This is a genomic window from Pseudomonas sp. AN3A02, from assembly GCF_011765255.1.
Classification (GTDB): Bacteria; Pseudomonadota; Gammaproteobacteria; order Pseudomonadales; family Pseudomonadaceae; genus Aquipseudomonas.
In genome coordinates this window covers 215,735-239,999 of sequence record NZ_JAARNI010000001.1, presented here as the reverse complement: position 1 = coordinate 239,999, position 24,265 = coordinate 215,735, and the positions used below count along the sequence as shown (strand labels likewise).

Below are 24,265 nucleotides of genomic sequence, written 5' to 3'. Positions count from 1 at the left end.
GCCCGCCCTCTTGGCAGAGGGCGGGCCATTTGCGTTTTCAGCCCTCGCGCAGCACCGTCAACGGGCTGGCATTCAGCGCGCGGCGAGTGCCAAACACGCCGGCACCGCCGATCAGCACTGCACCGATCACCGGCAGCAGCAACAGCCACGGATGTGGGTGCCAAGCCAGGTCGAACGCGTAGCGATACAGCACCAGTGTCACCAGTTCCGTACCCAGCGCCGCCAACAGGCCGCTGACCGCGCCCAACAGCCCGAACTCGATACGCCGCGCCTTGACCAGCAACTTGCGCTCCGCCCCCAGCGCCCGCAGCAGGGCACCTTGGCGAATCCGCTCGTCAAGGGTTGCCTGGAGCCCGGAGAACAACACCGCCATCCCCGCAGCCAGGACAAACAACAGCACGTACTCCACCGCCAGGGTGACCTGGGCGAGGATGCTGCGCAGCTGTTCAAGCAGCGCCTCCACTTGCAGGATGGTCACTGCCGGGAAGGCCCGGGACAGGTCGACGATCTGCTGGTCATGGCCGGGCGCCAGGTAGAAGCTGGTCAGGTAGGTGGTAGGCAGGTCTTTCAAGGTGCCTGGCTGGAAGATCATGAAGAAGTTCGGCTGGAAGTTATCCCAGTTGATTTCCCGCAGGCTGGTGACCCGCGCTTCACGGTTTTCCCCGCCGACGGTGAATACCAGATGATCGTTGAGCTTGAGTTTCAGGCTGTCAGCGACCTTGGCCTCCACCGAGACGCCGGGAATCTCGTCGGTGGGTTGCGCCGTCCACCAGGAACCCGCCGTCAGCTTGTTGCCTGGCGGCAGGTCGGCGGCCCAGGTCAGGCTCAAGTCGCGCTGTACAGCACGATCGCCGCTGGAGTCCTTGCTCACAATTTCCTGCACCGGGGCGCCATTGATGCTGATCAATCGGCCCGGCACTACCGGATACAGCGGTGCAGACTGCGCCTGCAATTCCAGCAGGCGTGCGCCGAAGGTGTCTTTGTCGGCGGGCAGGATGTTCAGCGCGAAATAATTGGGGGCGTCCTTGGGCAACTGGTTTTGCCAGGTGTCCAGCAGTTCGCCACGCAGCAGCGCGATCAAGCCCATGGACAACAGGATCAGCCCGAATGCCAGGGACTGGCCCGCTGCCGCCAAGGGATGACGCAGCAACTGGCCCAACCCCAGGCGCCAGGGCAGGGAGGCCCGGGCCAGCAGGCGTCGAAGGCTCTGCAACAGCAGCAGGAGCAGGCCGCCGAGAATCAGCGCGGCAATCACGCCGCCGCCCAGCAGGGCGAAGGTCAGCACCAGGTCGAGGCTCAAGCGCCACATGATCAGGCCCAGGGCGAACAGCGCGGCACCGTAGACCATCCATGTGCTGGAAGGGATCGGCAGCAGGTCGCGTCGCAGTACCCGCAGCGGAGGCACGCGCCCCAGCGCGGCCAATGGCGGCAGGGCGAAACCGGCGAGGGCGACCAGCCCGGTGCCAATCCCGGCAATCGCTGGCAACAGCCCACCGGGTGGAACGTCCGCCGGCAGCAGGTCATGCAACAGCGCAAACAGCCCCAATTGCGCGAGCCAGCCGAGCAGGGCGCCGGTCAGGCTGGCCAGCAGGCCCAGCACGGTCAATTGCAGGCTGAACAGCAACATGGTCTCGCGCCTGGACAGCCCGAGACAGCGCAATAAGGCACTGGCATCAAAGCGTCTACTGGCGAAGCGGTTCGCCGACAGCGCCACCGCCACGCCCGAGAGCAATACCGCCACCAGGCTGGCCATGTTCAAGTAACGCTCGGCTTTGCCCAGTGCGCCACCGATCTGCTGGTTGCCGTCCCGGGCATCCTGCAGCCGCTGGTTGGCAGCCAGGCCGGGCTTGACCAGGTCGCGATAGGTTTGCAGTACGGTGCCGCCTTGGGGCGCGCGCCAGAGGTCGCGATAACTGACGCGGCTGCCTGGCTGCACCACGCCGGTGGCCTCGAGATCGGCCAGGTTGATCATCACCCTGGGTGTCAGGCTATAGAAGTTACCGGCGCGGTCCGGTTCGTAGGTCAGCACGCGGGCCAGGCGCAGGGTCTTCATGCCGACGTCGATGCTGTCGCCGATTTTCAGGTTCAGTGCCGTCAGCAGCCGTGCCTCCACCCAGGCTTCACCGGGCTTGGGACCACCCCCGGCGGTTTCTTCGGCGAAGGGTTCTGCGGCGCTCTTCAGCTCGCCGCGCAACGGATACTCGTCGTTGACCGCCTTGATGCTGGACAGCTGGATGCCGTTGTCGGTGGCAATCACGCTGGAGAATTCCACCACCCTGGCGTGCTGCAAGCCCAGTTCGGTACCACTCTGGATTTGTTCGGTACGGGCGGGCGAGCTGCCTTCCAGCACCAGGTCGGCGGCAAGGAATTCCGTGGCACGCAACATCATGGCGCCGTTCAGGCGTGCGCCGAAGTAGCCAATGGCGGTGCTGGCGGCGACGGCCACCAGCAGGGCGAAGAACAGCACGCGCAGTTCGCCGGCGCGGGCATCGCGCAGCAACTGGCGAAGGGCAAGGCTGAACAGGCGCAAAAAGGGCAAGCGTGCCATCAAGGCTCCAGGGGCGCGACCATCAGGCCGGCTTCAAGACGGATCAGGCGGCGGCAGCGGTGTGCCAGGCGCTCGTCATGGGTCACCAGCACCAGGGTCGTGCCGCTCTCTTTGTTGAGTTCGAACAACAAGTCGCTGATGCGTTCGCCGGTGTGGCTGTCGAGATTGCCGGTAGGTTCGTCGGCAAACAGCACGTCCGGTTCGGCGGCAAACGCCCGGGCAATCGCTACCCGTTGCTGCTCGCCACCCGAGAGTTGGCGCGGTGAGTGAGTGAGGCGCTGGCCCAGGCCGACGCGCTCCAGCAGGTGCCTGGCACGCTCGCGGGCGTCCTTGCGGCCGTCCAGTTCCAGCGGCAGCATCACGTTTTCCAGTGCATTGAGGCTGTCGAGCAACTGGAAAGACTGGAATACAAACCCCACGTGCTCGGCGCGGATGCGCGCACGCTGGTCTTCGTCGAGGGTACTCAGGGCTTGGCCTGCGAGGGTGACTTCGCCACTGCTGGGCAGGTCGAGGCCGGCCAGCAGGCCGAGGAGGGTGGATTTGCCGGAACCGGAGGCGCCGACGATAGCCAGGCTATCGCCCTTGTTCAGTTCCAGGCTCAGTTCGTGCAGGATAGTCAGTTCACCTTCCGCGCTGGGAACCACTTTGCTAAGGTTTCGCGCGGTGAGAATGCTTGCGCCCATGGAGAATCCAATGCGAATGTGGTTTTTGAGTGCTGGCCTGGCCTTGATGTGCATGGCCCAGAACGCAGCGGCGGGTACAGTCCTGATCGTTGGCGATAGTATCAGTGCCGGTTTCGGACTGGATACCAGCAAAGGGTGGGTAGCGTTGTTGGGACAACGGCTCAAGAGCGAAGGTTTCGACGATAAAGTGGTCAACGCCTCCATCAGCGGCGACACCAGTGCCGGAGGCCTGGCGCGGCTGCCGGCGGCGCTTGCAGAGCATAAGCCAGACCTGGTGATCATTGAGCTGGGCGGCAATGACGGCCTGCGTGGGCAGCCCCCCGCGCAATTGAAACAAAATCTTGCATCGATGATCGACCAGTCCAAGGCCAGCGGTGCCAAGGTGCTGCTGTTAGGCATGCAGTTGCCGCCTAATTACGGGCCGAAATACACCACCGCGTTTGCCAATGTCTACGCGGCCCTGGCCAAGGAAAAAAGCGTCCCGCTGGTGCCGTTTTTCCTTGAAGGCGTCGGTGGTCATCCGGAGCTGATGCAGGCTGACCAATTGCACCCGGCGGTTGGCGCGCAGGGCAAGTTGCTGGAAAATGTCTGGCCAACGCTAAAACCACTGCTATGACGCTTTTCTAGCAGCGGTCTTTCGGCTAAGGTGGCGCCCCCCCGATTTGGAGCCCCCGATGTCGCGTCCTGCCTGGTCCCTGTTTGCCTACCAACTGATCGAGCCTGACGAACAGCTGGATCTGTTCGCCTGCCAGGAAGTCCGGGTGCATCTGGTGACGCGTCAATTGGAGTTGGGCGGGTCGATCGACCGCACCCTCTGCGGTACGTTACTGCCTGCCCAGCCGCGCTGGTCGTCGGTGGATCGCTCGATCTTCCAGGACCAGCGTTTGTGCCCTCTGTGCCGGGCGATCCTCGAGTCGCAAAAGCGCGGTACACCGCCGATCTGGCCAGAGCTGCGCTTCGAACTTTGAATATGGGTGCCCGCCGGGCAGCCGTGTACAATCCATTTTTTACTACCCGTCGATCTGCGAAGGAATTCCCGGATGTTGTCGCGCCTTTCCGCCGTCACCTGCTGCCTGTCTCTTGCTGCGATCTGCGCGGCCGGTTCCGCTGCAGCGTTGCAGTTGCCTTTGCCGCCACCGGGTGAAGATATCGTTGGCCAGGTCCAGGTGATCAAGGCCAAGTACGAAGATACCTTCGCTGACCTGGGCACCACCTACGACCTGGGCTATTCGGAGATGGTCGCGGCCAACCCGGGCGTCGATGCCTGGTTGCCGGGGGCGGGTACCGAGATCGTGTTGCCGACGCGCTTCATCCTGCCGCCCGGCCCGCGTGAAGGCATCGTGATCAACCTGGCGGAATACCGGCTCTATTACTATCCCAAGGGTCAGAACGTGGTGTACACGTTCCCGTTGGGGATTGGCCGTGAAGGCTGGGGTTCACCGGTGGCTCACACCACGATCACGGGCAAGATCCCGAACCCGACCTGGACCCCGCCAGCCTCGATCAAGGCCGAACACGCCGCCAATGGCGACCCGTTGCCGAACGTGGTGCCGGCTGGCCCGGACAATCCGTTGGGGCCGTTCAAGTTCACCCTGGGCACGCCCGGCTACCTGATCCACGGTTCCAACATGAAGTTCGGCATCGGTACCCGTACCAGCCACGGTTGCTTCCGCATGTTCAACAACAACGTGCTGGAAATGGCCGACATGGTGCCGGTAGGGACGTCGGTGCGGATTATCAACGATGCCTACAAGTTCGGCGCAGCCGGTGGCAAGGTTTACCTGGAGGCGCATACGCCGTTGAACGACGATGGCACTCCCTCGGTCGTGGACAAGCACACTGCGGTCATCAACGCTTTGCTCAAGCGTGAAGACTTGTCCAACAACCTGCGGGTCAACTGGGACCAGGTGCGTGACGTCGTTGCCGCCGAAGACGGTTTGCCGACGGAAATCGGTGTACCGGGTGGGGCGCCAATGGTGTCGAGTACGCCGGTCGATCTGCAGCAATAAACCTGCAGGATCCATAACCCGTTGTCGCTTCGCGCGGTGACGGGTTTTTTATTGTCTGGAATCCAGCCGAATTGCAGGCAAAAAAAAGCCGATCCAAGAATGGACCGGCTTGATAACAACCCCGAAGGATTATTACTTGCGGCTTGCTTTTTCAAGCATGCGCAGAGCGCGCTCGTTAGCTTCGTCAGCAGTCTGTTGTGCTTTTTGAGCAGCAGCCAGAGCTTCATCAGCTTTACGATAGGCTTCGTCTGCACGAGCCTGGGAGCGAGCTGCTGCGTCTTCAGTTGCAGTCAGACGAGCTTCGGTTTCTTTGGAGACGCTGCTGCAACCGGTAGCCAGAACTGCGGCCAGAGCCAGAGCAGAGAATTTCAGAACGTTGTTCATCGTGTTCCCCTTCAAGGACTTTCTATTAAATGACTATTCTCTCAGAGTGAGCTAATAGCCGGCGTACATACTACCCATTACTTGTAGTAAGTAAACTGACGTAGCGCAAGAAGCAAAAAAAATTCTCGCGGCCAATCTATTTTGGCTAATCTTTTGAGAGTCTGTATAAAAAATATCCAGATTCTTGCACTCGGCCGAGGATTGGATCCAGCCTGAAAGGGCCGGCTGGCATGTGTTAAGCCATGTAAACATAAGTCATTTTATATATCGTCCCTGACACTATTGTTCAGATTGTCTTTTCGGTCTTCGGTATCTTTTGTGCATGTTGAGGTGACTTTAAGAGCGCGTGTTCGTCTCAAGCTTCAACTGCCGGCAATGTTCAGGCCATCGACCTAAGGATGCTCGATTGGCCCTTTCTATGTCCGCCAGCGCAACGGAAGACGAGCGCGTCTTGAGCAATTGTGCGATTGGCGCCTACTATTTCCCTGTGTTGGTTGTGAGCGCTAGTGCGAGGCACTGGCGGCTTTTCTCGTTGTCGAAACCGGCACCGGGTGGCGTAGATGTTCCTTCGCCGGAAAAACATCGGTAAGGTAGGGGTCAGAAACCAAGACCCGCGAGGAGTAGTGATGAGCGAGGCGTTGTCCATCCACCATGACCAGGCTGGTCATCAGTTCGAGACCAATGTGGACGGTCATCGTGCCTATCTGACCTATATGGACCTTGGGAAGCAGACCCTGGATATCTATCGCACCTTCGTGCCCAACGCATTGCGAGGCCGTGGCATTGCTGCTGCGCTCACCGAGGAAGCGTTGAAGTTCGCCGAAGAGGCAGGTTATACGGTGATCCCGTCCTGCTCTTACGTGGAGCGCTACATGGAGCGCCACCAGCGCCATGCCGCAAAGCTTTGAGCATTGAGTAAGGCGGGACGCAGAGCATCCCAGGATGCATTCCCACGCAAAGCGTGGGAACGATCAAAAAAAACGCCGGGTTTAGCCCGGCGTTTTTGTGTCCGCAGTGTTTGCTCAGCCGCGTTGGCGCTTGGGCAACACGTCCTTGAGCTTGGCATGCATGCTGCGCAAGGTGGTCTCGGTGGCAGCCCAGTCGATGCAGGCATCGGTGATCGACACGCCGTATTGCAGGTCGGCCAGATCCTTTGGAATCGCCTGGCAGCCCCAGTTCAGGTGGCTTTCGACCATCAGGCCGATGATCGACTGGTTGCCTTCCAGAATCTGGTTGGCCACGTTCTCCATCACCAGCGGTTGCAGAGCCGGGTCCTTGTTGGAGTTGGCGTGGCTGCAATCGACCATGATGTTCGGCTTGATCTTCGCCTTGTTCAGCGCCTGTTCGCACAGGGCCACGCTGACCGAATCATAGTTGGGCTTGCCGTTGCCGCCGCGCAGTACCACGTGACCGTAGGCATTGCCTTTAGTGGTGACGATGGACACGCCACCTTCCTGGTTGATACCCAGGAAACGGTGCGGGCTGGACACCGACTGCAGGGCGTTGATCGCCACAGTCAGGCCGCCGTCGGTACCGTTCTTGAAACCGACCGCCGAGGACAGGCCGGAAGCCATTTCCCGGTGAGTCTGGGATTCGGTGGTACGTGCGCCAATCGCCGACCAGCTGATCAGGTCTTGCAGGTACTGCGGGGAAATCGGGTCCAGGGCTTCGGTTGCCGTCGGCAGGCCCATTTCGGCGAGGTCCAGCAGCAATTGACGACCGATGTGCAGGCCATCCTGGATCTTGAAGGAGTCGTCCAGGTACGGGTCGTTGATCAAGCCTTTCCAGCCGACGGTGGTCCGCGGCTTCTCGAAATAGACGCGCATCACCAGGTACAAGGTGTCGGACACTTCTGCCGCCAGCACCTTCAGGCGCTCGGCGTATTCGTGGGCAGCCTTGAGGTCATGGATCGAGCACGGCCCGATGACCACGAACAGGCGGTGGTCGGTGCCGTCGAGAATCTCACGGATGACTTCGCGACCCTTGGTGACGGTCTGCAGGGCAGCGTCGCTCAGGGGGATTTCGCGCTTGAGCTGATCGGGCGTGATCAGGGTCTCGTTGGATTCGACGTTAAGGTCGTTGATCGGTAAATCAGCCATCGTGTTACTCGTCAGGGTCACGGGTGCCGGCCGCCAGCGATCCCCGTGCGGCGGAGCACAGCATGATTTAAGTGCAGCGGGGAGCCGAACCTTAGCGCGTTACAAGGTTGCGAGACAATGGGCAAAGGTCGCTTTAATCCAGCACTGGCTGCACAAAAGCCTCATGGGAGAACTCGCCGGCATGGCGTGTGACCCATTCTCGGGCCAGCGCTTCGCTCTGCCGGGGTGTTGGCCTGGCGCCTTCGTGGAGTCGGCAGTAACGTTGGATCTGGCACACTTGCTCGCCCATCCGTGCCCCGAACAAGGCTTGCTCATCGGTAAAGGTGATGCCGACGCGGTAGCCGTTTTCAGCCTTGCGGCACCACGCTACATAGCCCGGATAGCGGGCCGTGAGGCCCAATGAAGGGATGCGCATCTCGATGGCGGTGCCCTGGCGCCAGGCGCGCGGGTAATTGCATGCGACGCCGCCCAGGCCGATAGTGTGCAGCCGTTGGCGGGAAATGCCGGAAATGGGACGTTGGGTTAATTCGACAGCGACATCATCAGGGTGAGGAAAGAAACGACCCATGCACACGGACTCCGAGCACCGTCCAGTTGACGGCGGTGGCAGCAGTATAGTGAAAGAACTGCACCTTACCGATCTGGATATCGACCAGCAATTATTGGGGCTTCCCGGCACCTCGCTGGTGGTGTTCACCGGCGACGGATGCTCGCGCTGCCGCTTCCTGCACCAGCAACTGCCCGGTTGGGATTTGCCCGTGGACCGGGTCTGTTGGGTGGATGCAGGCCACAATGGCGGCGCGGTGGAACGCTACGAAATCTTTCATCTGCCGGCGTTGTTTGTGGTGTGTGACGGGAAATTCCATGGAATATTAGCGTCACTGACGCGTCTGACCGCCGGCGACCTGACTCAGGGTGTGCAGCAGGCGCTCAAACGAATACCAGAGGAATTGCCATGACCGAAGTTGCAAAAACACAGTCGCCACGGATCGGGATTATCGGCACCGGGGCCATCGGTGGCTTCTATGGTGTGATGCTCGCGCGTGCCGGTTTCGATGTGCATTTCCTGCTGCGCAGCGAGTACGCGGCGGTCAGTGAGCGCGGCCTGCAACTTAACAGCACCCTCCACGGGACCTTGCACCTGCACCCGGTGCAGGCCTATGCCCGCGCCGCGGACATGCCGCCATGCGACTGGCTGCTGGTGGGCACCAAGTCCACGGGTAATGTCGAACTGGCCCCAACCATCGCCCAGATCGCCGCTCCGGACGCCAAGGTCGTGCTGTTGCAAAACGGTCTTGATGTCGAAGATAGCCTGCGGGAACACCTGCCGCCGTCTCTGCACCTGCTGGGTGGCCTGTGCTACATCGGCGTGCACCGCTCCGGCCCCGGCGTTGTCGAGCATCAGGCGCTGGGCCGGGTCAACCTGGGTTACCACAGTGGTCCGGCAGCTAACGACGACGCCAGCCGGCAGGCGATTGTCGAAGAAGGCGCCGCGCTGTTTCACCAGGCCGGTATCGACTCCCAGGCCATGGCCAATGTGCATCAGGCACGCTGGCATAAACTGGTGTGGAACGTGCCTTACAACGGTCTCTCCGTATTGTTCGGCACCGGCACTACGGCGATGATGGCGGATGAGTCGAGTCGCGAACTGATTCAGGCGCTGATGGCCGAAGTGGTACAGGCCGCCCACGCCTGCGGGCATGAAATCCCCGCCAGTTACGCCGGGCAGATGTTCACCATGACCGAAAGCATGGATGACTACCTGCCCAGCATGTATCACGATTACGCGCACAAGCGCCCGCTGGAACTGGCGGCGATTTACGCACGCCCCTTGGCTGCGGCAAAAGCGGCCGGTTGTGAATTGCCACGCATGCAGGCGCTCTACCAGGCCTTGAGTTTTATGGATCGGCATAACCGCTGATTGGGGGGAACACCATGGCAAAGGGATTGGGCGACAAACTGGTGCTGGCGATTTCCTCGCGGGCGCTGTTCGACCTGAGCGAAAGCCACAAGGTCTACCTGGCCCAAGGGGTCGAGACCTATCGCAAGTACCAGATCGACCACGAGGATGAAATCCTCGAGCCCGGCGACGCCTTCCCGTTGGTGAAGAAACTCCTGAGCCTCAACGCCAGCCTCGGCCGTGCCCGGGTCGAGGTGGTGCTGGTGTCGCGCAACAGTGCCGACACCGGCCTGCGGGTGTTCAATTCGATCCAGCATTACGGCCTGGATATCTCCCGCGCTGCGTTTGTCGGCGGGCGCAGTCCTTATCCTTATCTGGCGGCGTTTGGTTGCCACCTGTTTCTGTCCACCCATGCCGAGGATGTGCGCAGCGCCCTGGATGCCGGATTTGCCGCAGCGACGATTCTGTCGGGCGGTGCACGTCGGGCCTCGAGTGCTGAATTGCGGATCGCCTTCGATGGTGACGCGGTGCTGTTTTCCGACGAGTCCGAGCGCGTCTATCAGTCGGGAGGTCTTGAAGCCTTCCAGGCCAGCGAGCGGGAGTCGGCACGCGAGCCGTTGCGCGGCGGACCGTTCAAGGGCTTCCTGGCGGCGCTCAATTTGTTGCAACGTGAGTTCCCGGACGAGTCCTGCCCGATCCGCACCGCGCTGGTCACGGCCCGTTCGGCGCCTTCCCACGAGCGGGTGATTCGCACGCTGCGCGAATGGGACATCCGTCTCGACGAGTCGCTGTTCCTCGGTGGCCTGGAGAAGTCGGCGTTCCTTGAGGCCTTTGCCGCCGATGTGTTTTTCGATGACCAGGAAGGGCATTGCGAGAAGGCCCGGGAGTTCGTGGCCACCGGGCACGTACCCCATGGCATCAGTAACGAGTTGAAAATTCAGACCGAGGGCTGAGCACTGCCAAAGGCGCTGCTAAGCTGAATCAATCCCCGCCATCCTGGCTGCCCAGGAGGTTCTATGATTCGTTCGATGCTGTACGCCACTGATCTGGGTCTGTATGCGCCTTATGTGATGCAACATGCCCTGGCGCTGGCGCGAACGTTCAAGGCTGATCTGTACGTGATTCACGTGGTCGAGCCCATCGGGCTGTTCGCCGAATCCGTGTTGCAGAGCTACCTTGATGAGAAGGCCTTGAGTGAATGGCAAAGCCAGGGGCTGACAACGGTGATGGCAACCATCGAGCAACGGGTGCTCGACAGTTTTCGCGAGGAACTGGGGGAAGGGGAGCAGGACCTCAAGTTGATCCGTTCGGTGCGAGTGATCCAGGGCGATCCCTGTGAAGTGATTCTCGACCAGTCGCAGAAACTCTCCGTGGATTTGTTGATCGTAGGTAGTCACAGCCAGGCGGTCGGGGTGGCAACGCCCCTGGGGAGAACCGCCGCACGGGTGCTGCAGTTGTCGCAGGTGCCGGTGTACCTGGTGCCGCTGTTGCAGCGTCGTCGCAGTGATGACGTGTGATTGGTAGAAAACGATAAAAAGTTCTAGATTTATACTTCTAACCTTTAATATAGTTATATACCGTCGCTGATACCCGTGGCGTCTATCCGCTTTGAGGGACACATATGAAGCTTCAACAACTGCGCTACATCTGGGAAGTGGCGCACCACGACCTCAACGTTTCCGCTACTGCTCAAAGCCTTTACACCTCGCAACCCGGTATCAGCAAGCAGATCCGCCTGCTCGAAGATGAGTTGGGCGTTGAAGTGTTCGCGCGCAGCGGCAAGCACCTGACCCGCGTCACCCCGGCCGGTGAGCGCATCATCACCACCGCCGGCGAGATCCTGCGCAAGGTCGAAAGCATCAAGCAGATCGCCCAGGAATTCTCCAACGAGAAGAAGGGCACCCTGTCGATCGCCACCACCCACACCCAGGCGCGTTATGCGCTGCCGCCGGTGATCAGCAGTTTTATCAAACAGTACCCGGACGTGGCGTTGCACATGCACCAGGGTTCGCCGATGCAGATCGCCGAGATGGCCGCCGACGGCACCGTCGATTTCGCGATTGCCACCGAAGCCCTGGAGTTGTTCGGCGACCTGGTGATGATGCCGTGCTATCGCTGGAACCGCTGCGTCGTGGTCCCGCAGGGTCACCCGTTGGCCAAGTTGCCGAAGCTGACTCTGGAAGCCCTGGCTGAATACCCGATCGTGACCTATGTATTCGGTTTCACCGGCCGTTCAAAACTCGACGAAGCCTTCAGCCATCGTGGCCTGACGCCGAAAGTGGTGTTCACCGCCGCCGACGCCGACGTCATCAAGACTTATGTACGCCTGGGCCTGGGCGTCGGTATCGTCGCCAAGATGGCGGTCGACACCAAGCTCGACAGCGACCTGGTGGTGCTCGATGCCAGCGAACTGTTCGAATCCAGCGTGACCAAGATCGGTTTCCGTCGCGGCACCTTCCTGCGCGGTTTCATGTGCGACTTCATCGAGAAATTCGCGCCGCACCTGACGCGCGAAGTGATGGCCAAGGCCATCCAGTGCCATAACAAGCAGGAGCTGGAAGAGCTGTTCGACGGCGTTGAACTGCCGGTTCACTGATCGGCTTACTTGACCTCGGTAACAGCAAACTGTTGCCGAGCGCCCCCCACCAGAATCTCCACCGCATCCCCTTCGAACTTGCCCAGCAGGCTTTTGCCCAGAGGCGAGCGTGGGGTGATGACGGTCACCGGTTGCCCCACCACATCGACCTTCAACCCTGCGCCGTCCGGTGCCAGGAATAGCCACTGCTGGCGATCGTTTTCATCCACCAGCCCCAGCAATGCGCCCACCTCGATACCGCGCTGGTCATCGTAGGCACGCAGTTGCATGTTCTGGCAGAGCGTCAGCGCCTGCTTGATTTCTTCGACGCGCCGGGCCTGGCCTGCGGCCAGGTAGGACGCTTCCAGCCCCAGGGTGTCGTACTTGTTCTCGGCGATGTTTTCTTCGTGGGTCGCGGTTTCATACGCGGTTTGCGCGGCGCGCTGGGCGATATCGAGATCGACCGCGAGTTTGTCCAGGACCAGTTGGTGAACGGCGTGCTTATTCATGGGCGGCTTTCGTGATCAATCGCAAAATTGCAGGACGTTGGCCCGGCTCTTGTCGTTGGGAGCGTTCTGGTCCTGTTGCAGCCAGAACTGGCATTTGGGGTTGGACAGGTTGCGCGGGTTGTTGCGGGCCTGCTCCAGGGTTTGCTGTTGCTCCTGCTTGCGGAGGTTCTCCTGGTACTGCTCGAACATTCGGTTCGGCGGCTCCGGTGCAACCACCTCCGGCTTGCCCAGCTGCTGCACCACTCGGGCCACTGGGGCTACGGTTTGCTCAGGCAGGTAGCGGGACGCCAGCCACAGGCTCAGCACGATGGCAATAAACCCCAGCCACAGGCCGAAGGCCACGGCGATGCTGAGCTTGAACAGCGAGAACGAACGATCAGACATGGTGGCCTCCTGGCAGGCACGTGCGGCATGGCGCCGATTGTCCCACAGCCACGCGCAGAATAATCGCGATCAACCCTTCGCAATCGAGGCATTTATACGGACAATCGAGCCTTTGAGCGTTGGAGCCCGGAATGAAAGCCCGCTGGGATATTTTTTGCAGCGTCGTCGATAACTACGGCGACATCGGCGTGACCTGGCGCCTGGCCCGGCAATTGGTGGCGGAACAAGGTTGCGCGGTGCGTTTGTGGGTCGATGACCTGCGGGCGTTCGAACGCATGTGCCCCGAGATTGACGTGCAGGTGCACCAGCAGTGGCAAGAGGGCGTTGACGTGCGCTACTGGCCAGCCGACTGGCCGGCGACCGACGCGGCAGACGTGGTGATCGCTGCGTTCGCCTGCCAACTGCCGCCGGACTATATGGAAGCGATGGCCGCGCGCGAACGCACGCCGCTGTGGATGAACCTGGATTACCTGAGCGCCGAGGACTGGGTGGTCGGCTGTCACGGCCTGCCGTCGGTGAAATTCAAGGGCGTGCAAAAGTACTTCTTCTTTCCGGGTTTCCGTCCCGGTACCGGAGGCTTGCTGCGCGAGGACGGGCTGCTGGAACAGCGCGATGCCTTCCAGCAAGACGCCATCGCCCGGCAACACTTTTTGCAGGCGCTCGGGGTTTTCCCGGCAGCCGGTGCGCGACTGATGTCGTTGTTCGCCTATGAAAACGCCGGGCTGGCCAGTTGGCTCGACGTGCTGGCGGCCGATGGACGCGCCACTCATCTGCTGGTGCCCGAAGGGCGAATTCTCGGTGACGTGCAGCGCTGGCTGGGTGTCGAGTCGTTGAGCGTCGGCGATGTGTTCCAGCGCGATGCCCTGACGGTGCAAGTGCTGCCATTCGTGCGCCAGGAGCAATACGACCGCCTGTTGTGGTGCTGCGACTTCAATGCCGTACGCGGTGAAGACTCGTTTGTGCGGGCGCAATGGGCGGGTCGGCCGTTGTTGTGGCACATCTATCGCCAGGACGAAGACATTCACCTGGACAAACTCGATGCCTTCCTCGATCTGTATACCAACGGCCTGTCACCCGCCGCGAAAACCGCGTTGGTCAGCCTTTGGCAAGCCTGGAACGCTGATGGCGATATGGCACATAGCTGGAAAATGCTGCTGGAACACTGGACGGAAGTGACCGCGAATGCCGAGAAATGGGCTCTGGAACAAGGCTCGCGGACCGATCTTGCGACGGCGCTGGTACAGTTTTATGTAAATTGGATATGATACGCGACCTTGATTTTTGTAAATCCCATCCAAATTTCGGATATTCGCAATGAAAACTGGTAAAGAACTGAAACCCGGTACAGTGATCCGTCTCGAAAACGACCCTTGGCTGGTTCAGAAAGCTGAGTTCACCAAGTCTGGTCGTAACAGCGCAATCATGAAGACCAAGCTGAAGAACCTGCTGACCGGTTACAAGACCGAGATCGTCTACAGCGCCGATGACAAACTGGACGACGTGATCCTCGACCGCAAAGAAGCGACCCTGTCCTTCATCAGCGGCGACACCTACACGTTCATGGACACCACCGACTACACCATGTACGAGCTGAACGCTGAAGATATCGAAGCCGTTCTGCCGTTCATCGAAGAAGGCATGGACGACGTCTGCGAAGCCATTTTCTTCGAAGAGCGCCTGGTTTCCGTAGAGCTGCCGACCACCATCGTGCGTAAGGTCGACTACACCGAAGGTTCCGCTCGCGGCGACACTTCGGGCAAGGTGATGAAGCCTGCCAAACTGAGCAACGGTACCGAACTGCAGGTTGCAGATTTCATCGAAATCGGCGACATGATCGAGATCGACACCCGTGAAGGTGGTTCGTACAAAGGTCGCGCCAAGAAGTAATTCTTGCGCCACCGGTACAACAAGAAGCCCGACCATGAGTCGGGCTTTTTTGTGGGCGCTGTTTTTTATTTCAAGTGTTGCTTCAGCTCCTCGGACGCTTGCAGCAGCGCCGAGCGAACTTCCGGTACCTGGCTGACGACGTTCAGCAAACCGTAGTCATGAATCATGCCGTTGTAGCGCACGGCGGTCACCGGCACACCGGCTTCATCCAGCTTGCGGGCGTAGGCTTCGCCTTCGTCACGCAGCACATCGGAGCCTGCGGTCTGAATCAACGCAGGTGGCAAACCCTTGAGCTGTGCGGTTGTGGCCCGCAGCGGCGACGCATAGATCTCGGCGCGCTGCTTGGCATCGGTGGTGTAGTTGTCCCAGAACCACTTCATCATGTTTCGGGTCAGGAAGTGGCCTTCGGCAAACTGGTTGTAGGAGCCTGTGTCGAAGTTTGCATCGGTCACCGGCCACAACAGCAGTTGGAACTTGATCTTTGGGGTGCCTTTGTCTTTGGCCATCAGGCTGACCACTGCCGCCATGTTGCCGCCGACGCTGTTGCCGGCGACGGCCAGGCGATTGCCATCGACGTCGATCTCGCTGCCGTGTTCGGCCACCCACTTCGTTGCGCCGTACGCCTGGTTGATCGCCACCGGGTAGTGCGCTTCAGGGGATGGCGTGTAGTTGACGAATACCGCCGCCGCTCCCGACCCCACCACCAGGTCACGCACCAGCCGCTCGTGGGTCGGGAAATCCCCGAGTACCCAGCCACCGCCGTGGAAGAACATGAACACCGGCAACGTGCCCTTGACCCCGGCCGGACGCACGATGGTCAGGCTCAGCGGCTGGCCATCGACCTGAATGGTCTTCTGGCTGACGTCGGCCTTGGGCAGCGTCAGTTTTACTCCCGACTGGGCACCTGTCAGCACGGCGCGAGCTTCTTTGGGCGTCAGCTGCTCCATCGGTTTGCCGGTGCCGGCGTTCAGTGCATCCAGAAACGCCTGGGTGTTGTGCTCCACGTCACCGCCGGCCGCAAAGGCATTGGTGATCGAGAAAGCGAGCAGGGTGCCGGTGAGTACTTTGCCAAATGTGTTCATGTTCTTCTCCAAAAAACCGCGTGGGGTTAGACGGTCACGTGCAGGCGCACATCGACGTTGCCACGGGTGGCGTTGGAGTACGGGCAGACCTGGTGGGCCGCGTCGACCAGGCTTTGTGCTTCGTCCTGGGCCAGGCCGGGCAGGCTGACGTGCAGGTCGATGTCCAGGCCGAAACCGCCGGGGATTTGACCGATGCCAACGTGGGCAGTGATCGAAGCGTCATCCGGGATTTTGCGTTTGGTCTGGCTGGCGACGAATTTCAGGGCGCCAATAAAGCAGGCGGAGTAGCCGGCGGCGAACAGTTGTTCCGGGTTGGTGGCCTGGCCACCCGCGCCGCCCAGCTCTTTTGGCGTGGAGAGTTTTACATCGAGGATATTGTCGCTGGAAACAGCGCGACCATCACGGCCGCCGGTGGCGGTGGCTACTGCGGTATAGAGAGTTTGCATGGTGAGTTCCTCGTCAGTATTTGCGCTAATTGTTTGCGCGCTAAGTAAGTGGTGAGATGAATGTATCGCACTAATAGTTAGTGCGCAAGATAAATTTGGAAAATATTTTGCCTGGCCCGATGGCGGGGCACTGCACAAGCAAATGTGGGAGCGGGCTTGCTCGCGAATGCTGTGGATCAGTCAATGCACCTAGTGACTGTCACACCGCATTCGCGAGCAAGCCCGCTCCCACTTTTTTTGATACGTGGTGCCTTTAGAGGGAGACTTGCAAGTTTTTCCGCAGCGCCAGTAAATCGCCCTGCAGCTTGCGCAGTTGTTGGATGTCCAGCCCGCTGGCGCCCAGAATGCACTGCGGAATATCCATCGCCTTGTCCCGCAGGGCACGCCCGGCATCGGTCAACTCAACCACCACCACACGCTCGTCTTCACGGCTGCGGGTGCGACTGAGCAGGCCTTCGGCTTCCAGGCGCTTGAGCAGCGGGGTCAGGGAGCCGGGATCCGTCAGCAGGCGATTGCTGATTTCGCCTACGGTCAATCCATCCTCTTCCCAGAGCACCATCATGGCCAGGTACTGCGGATAGGTCAGGCCGAGGGCTTGCAGCAGGGGTTTGTAGACCTTGGTCATCAACAACGAGGTGGAATGCAGGGCAAAACACAGTTGGTTGTCGAGCAGCAAGGATTCGCAGGTATCGAGAGGCTTGGTCATGGCAGTGCCTTAAAACGTGTCTGGTTTCGAATCTAGCGGGCAAATCTTTAACGCGCCAGACAATTCTGTCCGCCCGGTCAGCCAAAGGCGCTTTGCAGCGCAAGATCCCACGGCGGCACGGGGCTGAAGCGCGCCTTGAGGTATTCCAGCAATAACCGGCTGCGGGCGTTGGCGTGTTGCTCCAGGCGCAGGGCGTAGATTCCGGCGGTTTCAGGTGTCGGCAAGCCGTTCTCGCAGAACAGTGGCACCAGCTCGCCGCGCACCAGGTATTCGCTGGCGAGCCAGGTGGGCAGGTGCGCAATGCCCAACCCCGCCAGGGCGCCTGAAAGCAGGGCTTCGGCGTTGTTGGCGCTCATGCGAATGCGTTGCGGGCGGTAGGTGGCCTTGCGCCCGTCCAACTCAAAACGCCAGGCGAACATCGGTGCCAGGCCTTCCCAGTCCAGGCCGTCGTGTTCGTTCAACTGGCTGGGATGAGTCGGTGTGCCACGGCTTTTGAGGTAGGCCGGGCTGGCGCAGGCGATGCGCACGATGCTGGCCAGGGGCGTGGCGATCAGCCGGGTGTCGACGATATGCCCGGCCCGCAGCACTAGGTCGACCTTGCCCAAATGCTCGCCCTGCATGTCGACAAAGCTGTCGATCAAGTGCAAGTGCACGTCCAGGCCTGGGTAGACGTTGAGAAAGTCGGCGATGGCAGGCGCCAGGTGCCGCCGACCGAAGGCGGCCGGGGCGTCCACGCGGATCAACCCTTCAGGCGCATGGCTCAGCGACACCGCTTCGGCCCGCGCCAGTTGCAGCTCGCTGACGATCCGGCGGGCGCGCTCGGCAAACGCCAGGCCGGCGGGTGTTGGCACCACCGCATGGGTGCTGCGTTGGAACAGCCGGCTGCCCACCGAGCTTTCCAGGCTGTCGATACGCCGCGCCACTGCCGAGGGCGTGAGCGGATGACGTCGCGCAGCGGCGGAAAAACTGCCTGCTTCCAGTACATCCAGAAACAGGCTCAGTTGGTCGGTCAGCGTATTGGGGTTCATCAGCGGCTGCTTATGCGAAGTTGGCACAGCCATTGTGCGTTGCTGTGCGTTTCCGCGCCAGGGCGGACTGCGTAGCATGCAAGGCTCGGGAATGGCGGGAGCGAAGTGGTGGCAGATTTAGCGTTGTATTTGGCACTGGGTGTCGCGTTGGGCACGGTCGGCGGCTTGTTCGGCATCGGCGGTGGGCTGATTGCGATTCCAGTGTTGGGGGTGTTCTTTGGCCTGGACCAACAGATCGCCCAAGGCACGGCCCTGGTGATGGTGGTGCCGAATGTGATGCTCGCGTTGTGGCGTTATCACCAGCGCAACCGGATCGAACTGCGCCATGCATTGCCGCTGGGCGTGATGGGATTCTCCTTCGCCTGGCTGGGCTCGATCTGGGCGGTGGGGATCGATGCTGACCTGATGCGTGTGGGTTTTATCGCCTTTCTGCTGGTGTTGGCGTCCTACAACCTGCTGCGAATGTTTACCCACAACGCACCACCTTCCGCGCAGATGCGCTACTCCTGGCCGTGGCTGGGGGTGCTGGGCGCGGCGTCGGGCTCCATGGGCGGCTTATTCGGGGTGGGCGGCGCGGTGGTGGCCACGCCGGTGCTGACCAGCATTTTCGGCACCAGCCAAGTGGTTGCCCAAGGGCTGTCGCTGGCCCTGGCCTTGCCGAGCACCAGCGTGACCCTGGTGACCTACGCCTGGCACCATGAAGTGGACTGGGTGATCGGTTTACCACTGGCCGTCGGCGGCCTGCTCAGCATCAGTTGGGGTGTGAAAGTCGCCCACGCCATGCCGGAGCGTATGTTGCGCGGGCTGTTCTGCGGGTTCCTGGCAGTTTGCGCGGTGATGCTGACCTTTAAAGTTTGAAGCCTTCGAGGATGTATTCGGCGAGGCATTCGGTAATCGGCGAAGTCATCCCGGGATTGCGCAACAGCCGCAGATTGACCGAGGGCAGCGGTGGGAAACCTTCTTCACTGCCCAGCACCCGCAAGTCTTCGGTTACCAGGCTCTCCATGCTGACAGTGACCGCCAGGCCCGCGCCGACCACTGCCTGGATCGCCGCGCCGTTGGAGCTGTGGTACGCCAGGCGATATTCACGGCCAACGGCATCAAGTGCAGCGCGGGTCCATTGGGTGCAGAAGCTGTCCATGCCGGAAATCGCCAAGGGCAGGGCACTGTGATCATCCAGGCAGAAACACGGGGCGGCCACCCACACCATCCGTTCATTACGCAACAGCTCGCCCATCTCATTCCCGGGTTCGCGGCTGATGACCGTCAGGGCCAGGTCCCGGCGCTGCATCAATATCGACGACGACTCGCAGTGCATTTCAATCTGGATCAGCGGGTAAGCTTTGGAGAAGCGCTTGAGAATCCCCGGCAAGTAGCGCATCACGTAATCGTCGGGTGTGCCGATGCGCACCAGCCCGACCATGTGCGGCTCGCGCAGGGTGTTGAATACTTCGCTGTGCAACTTCAGGATCCTGCGGGCATAGCCCAATAGCACCTGGCCTTCCGGCGTCAGCCGTACCTGGCGGCCATCGCGCTCGAACAACTTGCGCTGCAACACATCTTCTTCCAGGCGTTTCATCTGCATGCTCACCGCCGACTGCGTGCGGTTGACCTGCTCGCCGGCGCGGGTGAAACCACCCTGATCGGCGATGGCGACGAAGGTGCGCAGCACTTCAGTGTCGATACTCGGGTAGCTGGACAATCGATCAATCTCCGAGATGTATTGCATAAGAAACATTCGTTGGATTGATCATAGCCCCAGGCACAGACTTCAGTCATCCCCACTGGAGGGCGAGATGATGAAAGGTCAAAGAGGCTTTGTTCTGATGGCGAAGCGGCCGTTTTCCGGGCTGCTTCAACTGGGTTCCCGGTGGCTGGCCGTGCACCGTGAGCGCCAACTGTTGATGGGCATGAGCGATGATGCGCTCAAGGATATCGGGCTCAACCGTGGCGATGTCGAGCAGGAAAGCCGCCGGCACTTTTGGGAAGATCCGCTGCGAAAATGACGCGGGATGCAGTAGGGTGGTTCGCGAGCACACAAGGAGAGACACATGCCCGCAGAGTTATCCTTTTCCCTCAAGCAAGCGCGACGCCTGGCGCTGGCTGCCCAAGGTTTTTCCGGGCGCCAGCCGCCGGCGTTGATCAAGGCCGCACAGGTCAATCGCCTGGTTGAGCGTTTGGGCGTGTTGCAGATTGATTCGGTGAATGCGGTGGTGCGCTCGCACTACCTGCCGCTGTTTTCCCGGCTGGGTAACTACTCTCCATTGATTCTTGAACAGGCCGCCTGGAGTTCGGGGCGGCGCCGTTCTCTGTTCGAGTATTGGGGGCATGAGGCTTCTTTGTTGCCGATGGCGCTGTACCCGCTGATGCGCTGGCGCATGGCGCGGGCGGCCCAGGGGCAGGGCATCTATCAGCAAATGGCGCGGTTTGGTCGTGAGCAGCAGGCCACTATCGCGCGGGTGCTGGGCATTGTTGAGCAGCAAGGCGCCTTGGGGGCGGGCAGTTTGTCGACCCGCGAGGAGCGCGCCGGCCCCTGGTGGGATTGGAGCGATGAAAAGCATGCGTTGGAATGGCTGTTCGCCGCCGGCCAGGTGACCGTCGCCGGGCGTCGTGGTTTTGAGCGTTTGTATGACCTGCCGGAGCGTGTGATTCCGGCCGACATTCTCCAGCAAGCCCCGTTGGACGAGGCCGAAGCGCAGCGCGGCTTGCTATTGCACAGCGCCACGGCGTTGGGTGTGGGCACTGAAAAAGACCTGCGGGACTACTTCCGCCTCGACCCGGCCGACAGCCGCGGACGTCTGGCGGAACTGGTCGAGGACGGGCAATTGATCGCGTGCGAGGTCCAGGGTTGGAAACAGCCGGCTTATTGCCTGCCCGAGCCGAAAGTCCCGCGCAAGGTGCCCGCCAGCGCATTGTTATCGCCATTCGATTCACTGATCTGGGAGCGCAGCCGTACCGAGCGGTTGTTCGATTTCCGCTATCGTCTGGAGATCTACACGCCTCAGGACAAGCGGGTGTATGGCTATTACGTGTTGCCGTTCCTGCACAATGAGCGGATCGCCGCGCGCGTGGATTTACGCGCAGAGCGGGCGGCCGGGCGCCTGGCGGTGCATGCCGTTCACGAGGAAGAGCCGGGGCTGGACGAGGAAGGGATGCAGGCGTTGGCCCTGAATCTGCGGCAGATGGCCGACTGGCTCGGGCTTGAGCAGATTCAGCTCAATTGCCAGCGGGCCAGTGCGGCGCGGTTGCGGGTGGCGCTCTTAGCGCTTGACCTGTTTTAGCGTCTCGGCAATCAGGAACGCCAATTCCAGCGACTGATCGGCGTTCATCCGTGGGTCGCAGTGAGTGTGGTAGCGGTCCGATAGTCCGTCTTCGGTAATCGGCCGCGCGCCACCGATGCACTCGGTGACATTCTGCCCGGTCATCTCGATATGAATCCCGCCGGCATACGTGCCCTCGGCTTCATGCACCTGAAAGAACTCCTTCACTTCGCTGAGGATCTGCGCGAAGTCTCGGGTCTTGTAGCCGCTGCTGGCCTTGATGGTGTTGCCGTGCATCGGGTCGGAACTCCACAGCACCTGCTTGCCTTCGCGCTGCACGGCGCGGATCAGGTTCGGCAGATGGTCACCGACCTTGTTCGCACCCATGCGCGCAATCAGGTTCAGGCGGCCCGGGTCGTTGTCCGGGTTGAGGATGTCGATCAAGCGGATCAGGTCATCGGGGTTCATGCTCGGGCCGACCTTGACCCCGATCGGGTTGTTCACCCCGCGCAGGAATTCGACGTGGGCACCGTCCAGTTGACGGGTGCGATCACCGATCCACAGCATATGGGCCGAGCAGTCGTAATAGTCGTTGGTCAGGCTGTCGCGGCGTACGAAGGCTTGTTCGTAGTTGAGCAGCAGCGCCTCGTGGGCGGTGAAGAAACTGGTCTCGCGCAGTTGTGGCGAGCTGTCCATGCCACAGGCGCGCATAAAGGCCAGGGTTTCATCGATACGGTCGGCCAGTTGGCTGTACTTCTCGGCCAGGGCCGAGTTGGCGATGAAGTCCAGGTTCCACTTGTGCACCTGGTGCAGGTCGGCAAAACCGCCCTGGGCAAAGGCCCGCAGCAGGTTCAGGGTGGCGGTGGACTGGTGGTAGGACTGCAGCAGGCGGTCCGGGTCCGGCACGCGGCTTTTTTCGTCGAAACCGATGCCGTTGACGATATCGCCACGGTAGGCGGGCAGGGTGATGCCATCGATGGTTTCATCGTTGGAAGAGCGCGGCTTGGCGAACTGGCCCGCCATACGCCCTACCTTGACCACCGGGCAACCGGCGGCGAAGGTCATCACAATCGCCATCTGCAGCAGCACCTTGAAGGTGTCGCGAATCTTTGCCGCCGAAAACTCGGCAAAACTCTCGGCGCAATCGCCGCCTTGCAACAGGAAGGCGCGCCCCTGGGTTACCTCGGCAAACTGACGGCGCAATTCACGGGCCTCACCGGCAAACACCAGCGGCGGATAACTCGCCAGGTTCTGCTCGACCTGTGACAGGTGCGCAGCGTCAGGGTACTGGGGTTGTTGCTGGATCGGCAGGGCGCGCCAGCTGTCGGGGCTCCAGGGTTGGCTCATCATGAACTCGAGTGATTTGCGGTCGGGCCGTCATGTTATCAGCAATTAGTACGTGACCTGCTGCTGCCGGTTCGCCCACAATCCCGCCTTTCCTGTTGGCCCCGCGTTAGGAGTTGCAATGTCTGAGGAGCGCGTCGAGCGCCTGCTGGCCGAGGTCCATGACGACTTCGGCATGATCCGCGTGCTGGAAGTGGCCGATTACCGCTTTCTCGAATTCGGCGATGCCATCGAGCAGAGTTGTGTGTTTACCGCTGACCCGAGTTGGTTGGAATACGATTACACCCGGGCGATGCTGATTGGCGCGTTGTGTCATGAGCAGCCGGAGAGTGCGTTGTTCTTGGGCTTGGGCGCCGGGACGTTGACTCAGGCTTGTCTGAAGTTTTTGCCTTTGGAAGATGTAGAGGCCATCGAGTTGCGGCCTGATGTGCCGCGTCTGGCCATTGAGTACTTGGGGCTGGATGATGATCCTCGGCTGTATATCCGCGTTGGGGATGCGTTGGAATTGCTGCCTTCGGCTGAGTCGGCGGACCTGATTTTTGTTGACCTGTATACCGATGTTGGCCCGGGCGTTGGGCATCTGGCTTGGACGTTTCTGGAGAACTGCCAGAAGAAGCTGAATCCGGGTGGGTGGTTGGTGATTAATCAGTGGGCTACCGATGACGGCAAGCCGTTGGGGGCGGCGTTGTTGCGTGGGTTGTATCACCGGCATTACTGGGAGCTGCCGGTGAAGGAGGGGAATGTGATTCTTTTGGTGCCGGCGGACCTGGATCAGGAGCTTGATCTGGCTGCGTTGTCTGCGCGGGCTGAGGGGTTGGCGTCGCGGTTGGGGTATTCGTTGCAGTCGCTGATTAAGGCGATTCGGCCGGCTACGTAGGGTTTTTATTGTGTACATATCCGTTATTTAGGTAACGGCTACTTAGGGTTCCGCTCTTACAGCGGGTCACTTTTGGCAAACGCCCGGAATGCCGGCCCAGCCAAAAGTAACCAAAAGGTCTTTGCCCCACCACTCGGTGCCTCGCCTAGGCTCGGCATGCCCGCACTCCGGCCCGATTCCGCGGGCCGCCGCGACGGGCCATCCATGGCCCGGCGCGGCTAAATCGGCTTCCCTGCCGATTTACCCGCTCCACCGTGCCTACTTGCGGCCATCGTGGTTAACGGGGCCCGCAGATCAAGATCACAAGCAGATCAAAAGCAGAGCACAGCGGCCTACCGGCCGGCTTGAGTGGTAGAAGCGAAAGCAAAGCTGCTTTTCTGTAGGAGCGAGCTTGCTCGCGAAAAACCTGAGGGCGCCGCGTTCATTCAGGATGCCCGCGTCATCGTTAACGACCTTCGCGAGCAAGCCCGCTCCCACATTTGGACCGTGCCCGCTTTAGCTTCTGATTTGGCTGTTGCTTCACTACACTCAAGCCGGCCGGTAG

General features: G+C 60.9%; 28 protein-coding genes. 15 read left to right on the top strand and 13 right to left on the bottom strand.

What is annotated here, in order from left to right; all coding sequences use genetic code 11:
- Window positions 1-37: 37 nt before the first annotated feature.
- Window positions 38-2,548, bottom strand: a complete 2,511-nt coding sequence (locus HBJ59_RS01220) for an ABC transporter permease (protein ID WP_167662560.1) — start codon at window positions 2,546-2,548, stop codon at window positions 38-40.
- On the bottom strand, window positions 2,548-3,231 hold the full coding sequence (locus HBJ59_RS01215) for an ABC transporter ATP-binding protein (protein WP_010176179.1): 684 nt from the start codon (window positions 3,229-3,231) through the stop codon (window positions 2,548-2,550). The genes HBJ59_RS01220 and HBJ59_RS01215 overlap by 1 nt, the downstream gene beginning before the upstream one ends.
- A gap of 10 nt (window positions 3,232-3,241) precedes the next feature.
- Here HBJ59_RS01215 and HBJ59_RS01210 point away from each other — a divergent pair, with 10 nt between their 5' ends.
- The 3 genes from HBJ59_RS01210 to HBJ59_RS01200 all read left to right on the top strand — a co-directional run bounded on the left by HBJ59_RS01210 (window position 3,242) and on the right by HBJ59_RS01200 (window position 5,240).
- Window positions 3,242-3,847, top strand: coding sequence for an arylesterase (locus tag HBJ59_RS01210; protein WP_076017332.1), 606 nt, complete (start codon window positions 3,242-3,244; stop codon window positions 3,845-3,847).
- Window positions 3,848-3,905: 58 nt separating this feature from the next.
- Window positions 3,906-4,199 carry a hypothetical protein gene (locus HBJ59_RS01205; RefSeq protein WP_003218723.1) on the top strand — a complete coding sequence of 98 codons (294 nt, stop codon included), beginning with the start codon at window positions 3,906-3,908 and terminating at the stop codon, window positions 4,197-4,199.
- A 72-nt stretch (window positions 4,200-4,271) separates the two neighbouring features.
- On the top strand, window positions 4,272-5,240 hold the full coding sequence (locus HBJ59_RS01200; RefSeq protein ID WP_076017333.1) for a L,D-transpeptidase family protein: 969 nt from the start codon (window positions 4,272-4,274) through the stop codon (window positions 5,238-5,240).
- Window positions 5,241-5,372: 132 nt separating this feature from the next.
- On the opposite strand, the gene oprI is transcribed toward HBJ59_RS01200, so the two are convergent.
- Window positions 5,373-5,624, bottom strand: coding sequence for an outer membrane lipoprotei OprI (gene oprI, locus HBJ59_RS01195; RefSeq protein WP_003172710.1), 252 nt, complete (start codon window positions 5,622-5,624; stop codon window positions 5,373-5,375).
- A 626-nt stretch (window positions 5,625-6,250) separates the two neighbouring features.
- Between oprI and HBJ59_RS01190 the strand changes: the two genes are divergently transcribed.
- A complete protein-coding gene (locus HBJ59_RS01190) occupies window positions 6,251-6,532 on the top strand; it encodes a GNAT family N-acetyltransferase (protein ID WP_003189869.1) in 282 nt (93 codons plus the stop codon).
- A 114-nt stretch (window positions 6,533-6,646) separates the two neighbouring features.
- Here HBJ59_RS01190 and HBJ59_RS01185 read toward each other — a convergent pair whose 3' ends face one another.
- Both HBJ59_RS01185 and HBJ59_RS01180 read right to left on the bottom strand, forming a co-directional pair.
- Window positions 6,647-7,723, bottom strand: a complete 1,077-nt coding sequence (locus tag HBJ59_RS01185; protein WP_017477367.1) for a 3-deoxy-7-phosphoheptulonate synthase — start codon at window positions 7,721-7,723, stop codon at window positions 6,647-6,649.
- Window positions 7,724-7,856: 133 nt separating this feature from the next.
- Entirely contained in the window at window positions 7,857-8,291 is a 435-nt protein-coding gene (locus HBJ59_RS01180) for a PilZ domain-containing protein (RefSeq protein WP_167662559.1), read from the bottom strand.
- On the opposite strand from HBJ59_RS01180, the gene HBJ59_RS01175 reads away from it, so the two are divergent.
- The 5 genes from HBJ59_RS01175 to cysB all read left to right on the top strand — a co-directional run bounded on the left by HBJ59_RS01175 (window position 8,290) and on the right by cysB (window position 12,219).
- Complete coding sequence (locus tag HBJ59_RS01175) at window positions 8,290-8,682, top strand: thioredoxin (protein ID WP_167662558.1); 393 nt, start codon at window positions 8,290-8,292, stop codon at window positions 8,680-8,682. The two genes, HBJ59_RS01180 and HBJ59_RS01175, sit on opposite strands and share 2 nt — an antisense overlap.
- Window positions 8,679-9,644, top strand: a complete 966-nt coding sequence (locus HBJ59_RS01170) for a putative 2-dehydropantoate 2-reductase (protein WP_167662557.1) — start codon at window positions 8,679-8,681, stop codon at window positions 9,642-9,644. Before HBJ59_RS01175 ends, HBJ59_RS01170 begins: the two co-directional genes overlap by 4 nt.
- 14 nt (window positions 9,645-9,658) lie before the next feature.
- Window positions 9,659-10,576, top strand: coding sequence for a 5'-nucleotidase (locus tag HBJ59_RS01165; protein WP_063032090.1), 918 nt, complete (start codon window positions 9,659-9,661; stop codon window positions 10,574-10,576).
- Window positions 10,577-10,639: 63 nt separating this feature from the next.
- Window positions 10,640-11,140, top strand: coding sequence for a universal stress protein (locus HBJ59_RS01160; RefSeq protein ID WP_017477371.1), 501 nt, complete (start codon window positions 10,640-10,642; stop codon window positions 11,138-11,140).
- 104 nt (window positions 11,141-11,244) lie between these two features.
- A complete protein-coding gene (cysB, locus tag HBJ59_RS01155) occupies window positions 11,245-12,219 on the top strand; it encodes an HTH-type transcriptional regulator CysB (RefSeq protein WP_010176165.1) in 975 nt (324 codons plus the stop codon).
- A 5-nt stretch (window positions 12,220-12,224) separates the two neighbouring features.
- Here the strand turns inward: cysB and HBJ59_RS01150 are convergent, their stop codons facing one another.
- The gene (locus HBJ59_RS01150) at window positions 12,225-12,707 is read right to left on the bottom strand and encodes a GreA/GreB family elongation factor (protein ID WP_167662556.1); all 483 of its coding nucleotides are present in this window, start codon (window positions 12,705-12,707) and stop codon (window positions 12,225-12,227) included.
- A gap of 15 nt (window positions 12,708-12,722) precedes the next feature.
- Window positions 12,723-13,091 carry a hypothetical protein gene (locus HBJ59_RS01145; RefSeq protein WP_076017338.1) on the bottom strand — a complete coding sequence of 123 codons (369 nt, stop codon included), beginning with the start codon at window positions 13,089-13,091 and terminating at the stop codon, window positions 12,723-12,725.
- A 131-nt stretch (window positions 13,092-13,222) separates the two neighbouring features.
- Between HBJ59_RS01145 and earP the strand changes: the two genes are divergently transcribed.
- Both earP and HBJ59_RS01135 read left to right on the top strand, forming a co-directional pair.
- The gene (earP, locus tag HBJ59_RS01140) at window positions 13,223-14,356 is read left to right on the top strand and encodes an elongation factor P maturation arginine rhamnosyltransferase EarP (RefSeq protein ID WP_167662555.1); all 1,134 of its coding nucleotides are present in this window, start codon (window positions 13,223-13,225) and stop codon (window positions 14,354-14,356) included.
- Window positions 14,357-14,405: 49 nt separating this feature from the next.
- Window positions 14,406-14,978: an elongation factor P gene (locus HBJ59_RS01135; protein ID WP_076017340.1), complete on the top strand. Its 573-nt coding sequence runs from the start codon at window positions 14,406-14,408 to the stop codon at window positions 14,976-14,978.
- Between the two features lie 65 nt (window positions 14,979-15,043).
- Here HBJ59_RS01135 and HBJ59_RS01130 read toward each other — a convergent pair whose 3' ends face one another.
- The 4 genes from HBJ59_RS01130 to HBJ59_RS01115 all read right to left on the bottom strand — a co-directional run bounded on the left by HBJ59_RS01130 (window position 15,044) and on the right by HBJ59_RS01115 (window position 18,240).
- Entirely contained in the window at window positions 15,044-16,060 is a 1,017-nt protein-coding gene (locus HBJ59_RS01130; RefSeq protein ID WP_167662554.1) for an alpha/beta hydrolase, read from the bottom strand.
- 26 nt (window positions 16,061-16,086) lie between these two features.
- The gene (locus tag HBJ59_RS01125) at window positions 16,087-16,506 is read right to left on the bottom strand and encodes an organic hydroperoxide resistance protein (protein WP_076017342.1); all 420 of its coding nucleotides are present in this window, start codon (window positions 16,504-16,506) and stop codon (window positions 16,087-16,089) included.
- A 253-nt stretch (window positions 16,507-16,759) separates the two neighbouring features.
- Window positions 16,760-17,212 carry a MarR family winged helix-turn-helix transcriptional regulator gene (locus HBJ59_RS01120; protein WP_167662553.1) on the bottom strand — a complete coding sequence of 151 codons (453 nt, stop codon included), beginning with the start codon at window positions 17,210-17,212 and terminating at the stop codon, window positions 16,760-16,762.
- 77 nt (window positions 17,213-17,289) lie between these two features.
- Window positions 17,290-18,240 (bottom strand): LysR family transcriptional regulator, encoded by a 951-nt coding sequence (locus HBJ59_RS01115; RefSeq protein WP_076017344.1) that lies wholly within the window; start codon window positions 18,238-18,240, stop codon window positions 17,290-17,292.
- A gap of 108 nt (window positions 18,241-18,348) precedes the next feature.
- Here HBJ59_RS01115 and HBJ59_RS01110 point away from each other — a divergent pair, with 108 nt between their 5' ends.
- Window positions 18,349-19,098, top strand: coding sequence for a sulfite exporter TauE/SafE family protein (locus HBJ59_RS01110; RefSeq protein WP_167662552.1), 750 nt, complete (start codon window positions 18,349-18,351; stop codon window positions 19,096-19,098).
- Here HBJ59_RS01110 and HBJ59_RS01105 read toward each other — a convergent pair.
- Window positions 19,088-19,969 (bottom strand): LysR family transcriptional regulator, encoded by an 882-nt coding sequence (locus HBJ59_RS01105; protein WP_076017345.1) that lies wholly within the window; start codon window positions 19,967-19,969, stop codon window positions 19,088-19,090. The two genes, HBJ59_RS01110 and HBJ59_RS01105, sit on opposite strands and share 11 nt — an antisense overlap.
- Before the next feature lie 70 nt (window positions 19,970-20,039).
- Between HBJ59_RS01105 and HBJ59_RS01100 the strand changes: the two genes are divergently transcribed.
- Window positions 20,040-20,246 carry a DUF1127 domain-containing protein gene (locus HBJ59_RS01100; RefSeq protein ID WP_173860412.1) on the top strand — a complete coding sequence of 69 codons (207 nt, stop codon included), beginning with the start codon at window positions 20,040-20,042 and terminating at the stop codon, window positions 20,244-20,246.
- Between the two features lie 45 nt (window positions 20,247-20,291).
- The gene (locus tag HBJ59_RS01095) at window positions 20,292-21,521 is read left to right on the top strand and encodes a winged helix-turn-helix domain-containing protein (RefSeq protein ID WP_167662550.1); all 1,230 of its coding nucleotides are present in this window, start codon (window positions 20,292-20,294) and stop codon (window positions 21,519-21,521) included.
- Here HBJ59_RS01095 and HBJ59_RS01090 read toward each other — a convergent pair.
- Window positions 21,501-22,847: a class II 3-deoxy-7-phosphoheptulonate synthase gene (locus tag HBJ59_RS01090; RefSeq protein WP_003218681.1), complete on the bottom strand. Its 1,347-nt coding sequence runs from the start codon at window positions 22,845-22,847 to the stop codon at window positions 21,501-21,503. The two genes, HBJ59_RS01095 and HBJ59_RS01090, sit on opposite strands and share 21 nt — an antisense overlap.
- A 118-nt stretch (window positions 22,848-22,965) precedes the next feature.
- Here HBJ59_RS01090 and HBJ59_RS01085 point away from each other — a divergent pair, with 118 nt between their 5' ends.
- Entirely contained in the window at window positions 22,966-23,721 is a 756-nt protein-coding gene (locus HBJ59_RS01085; RefSeq protein WP_167662549.1) for a spermidine synthase, read from the top strand.
- Window positions 23,722-24,265: the final 544 nt, after the last annotated feature.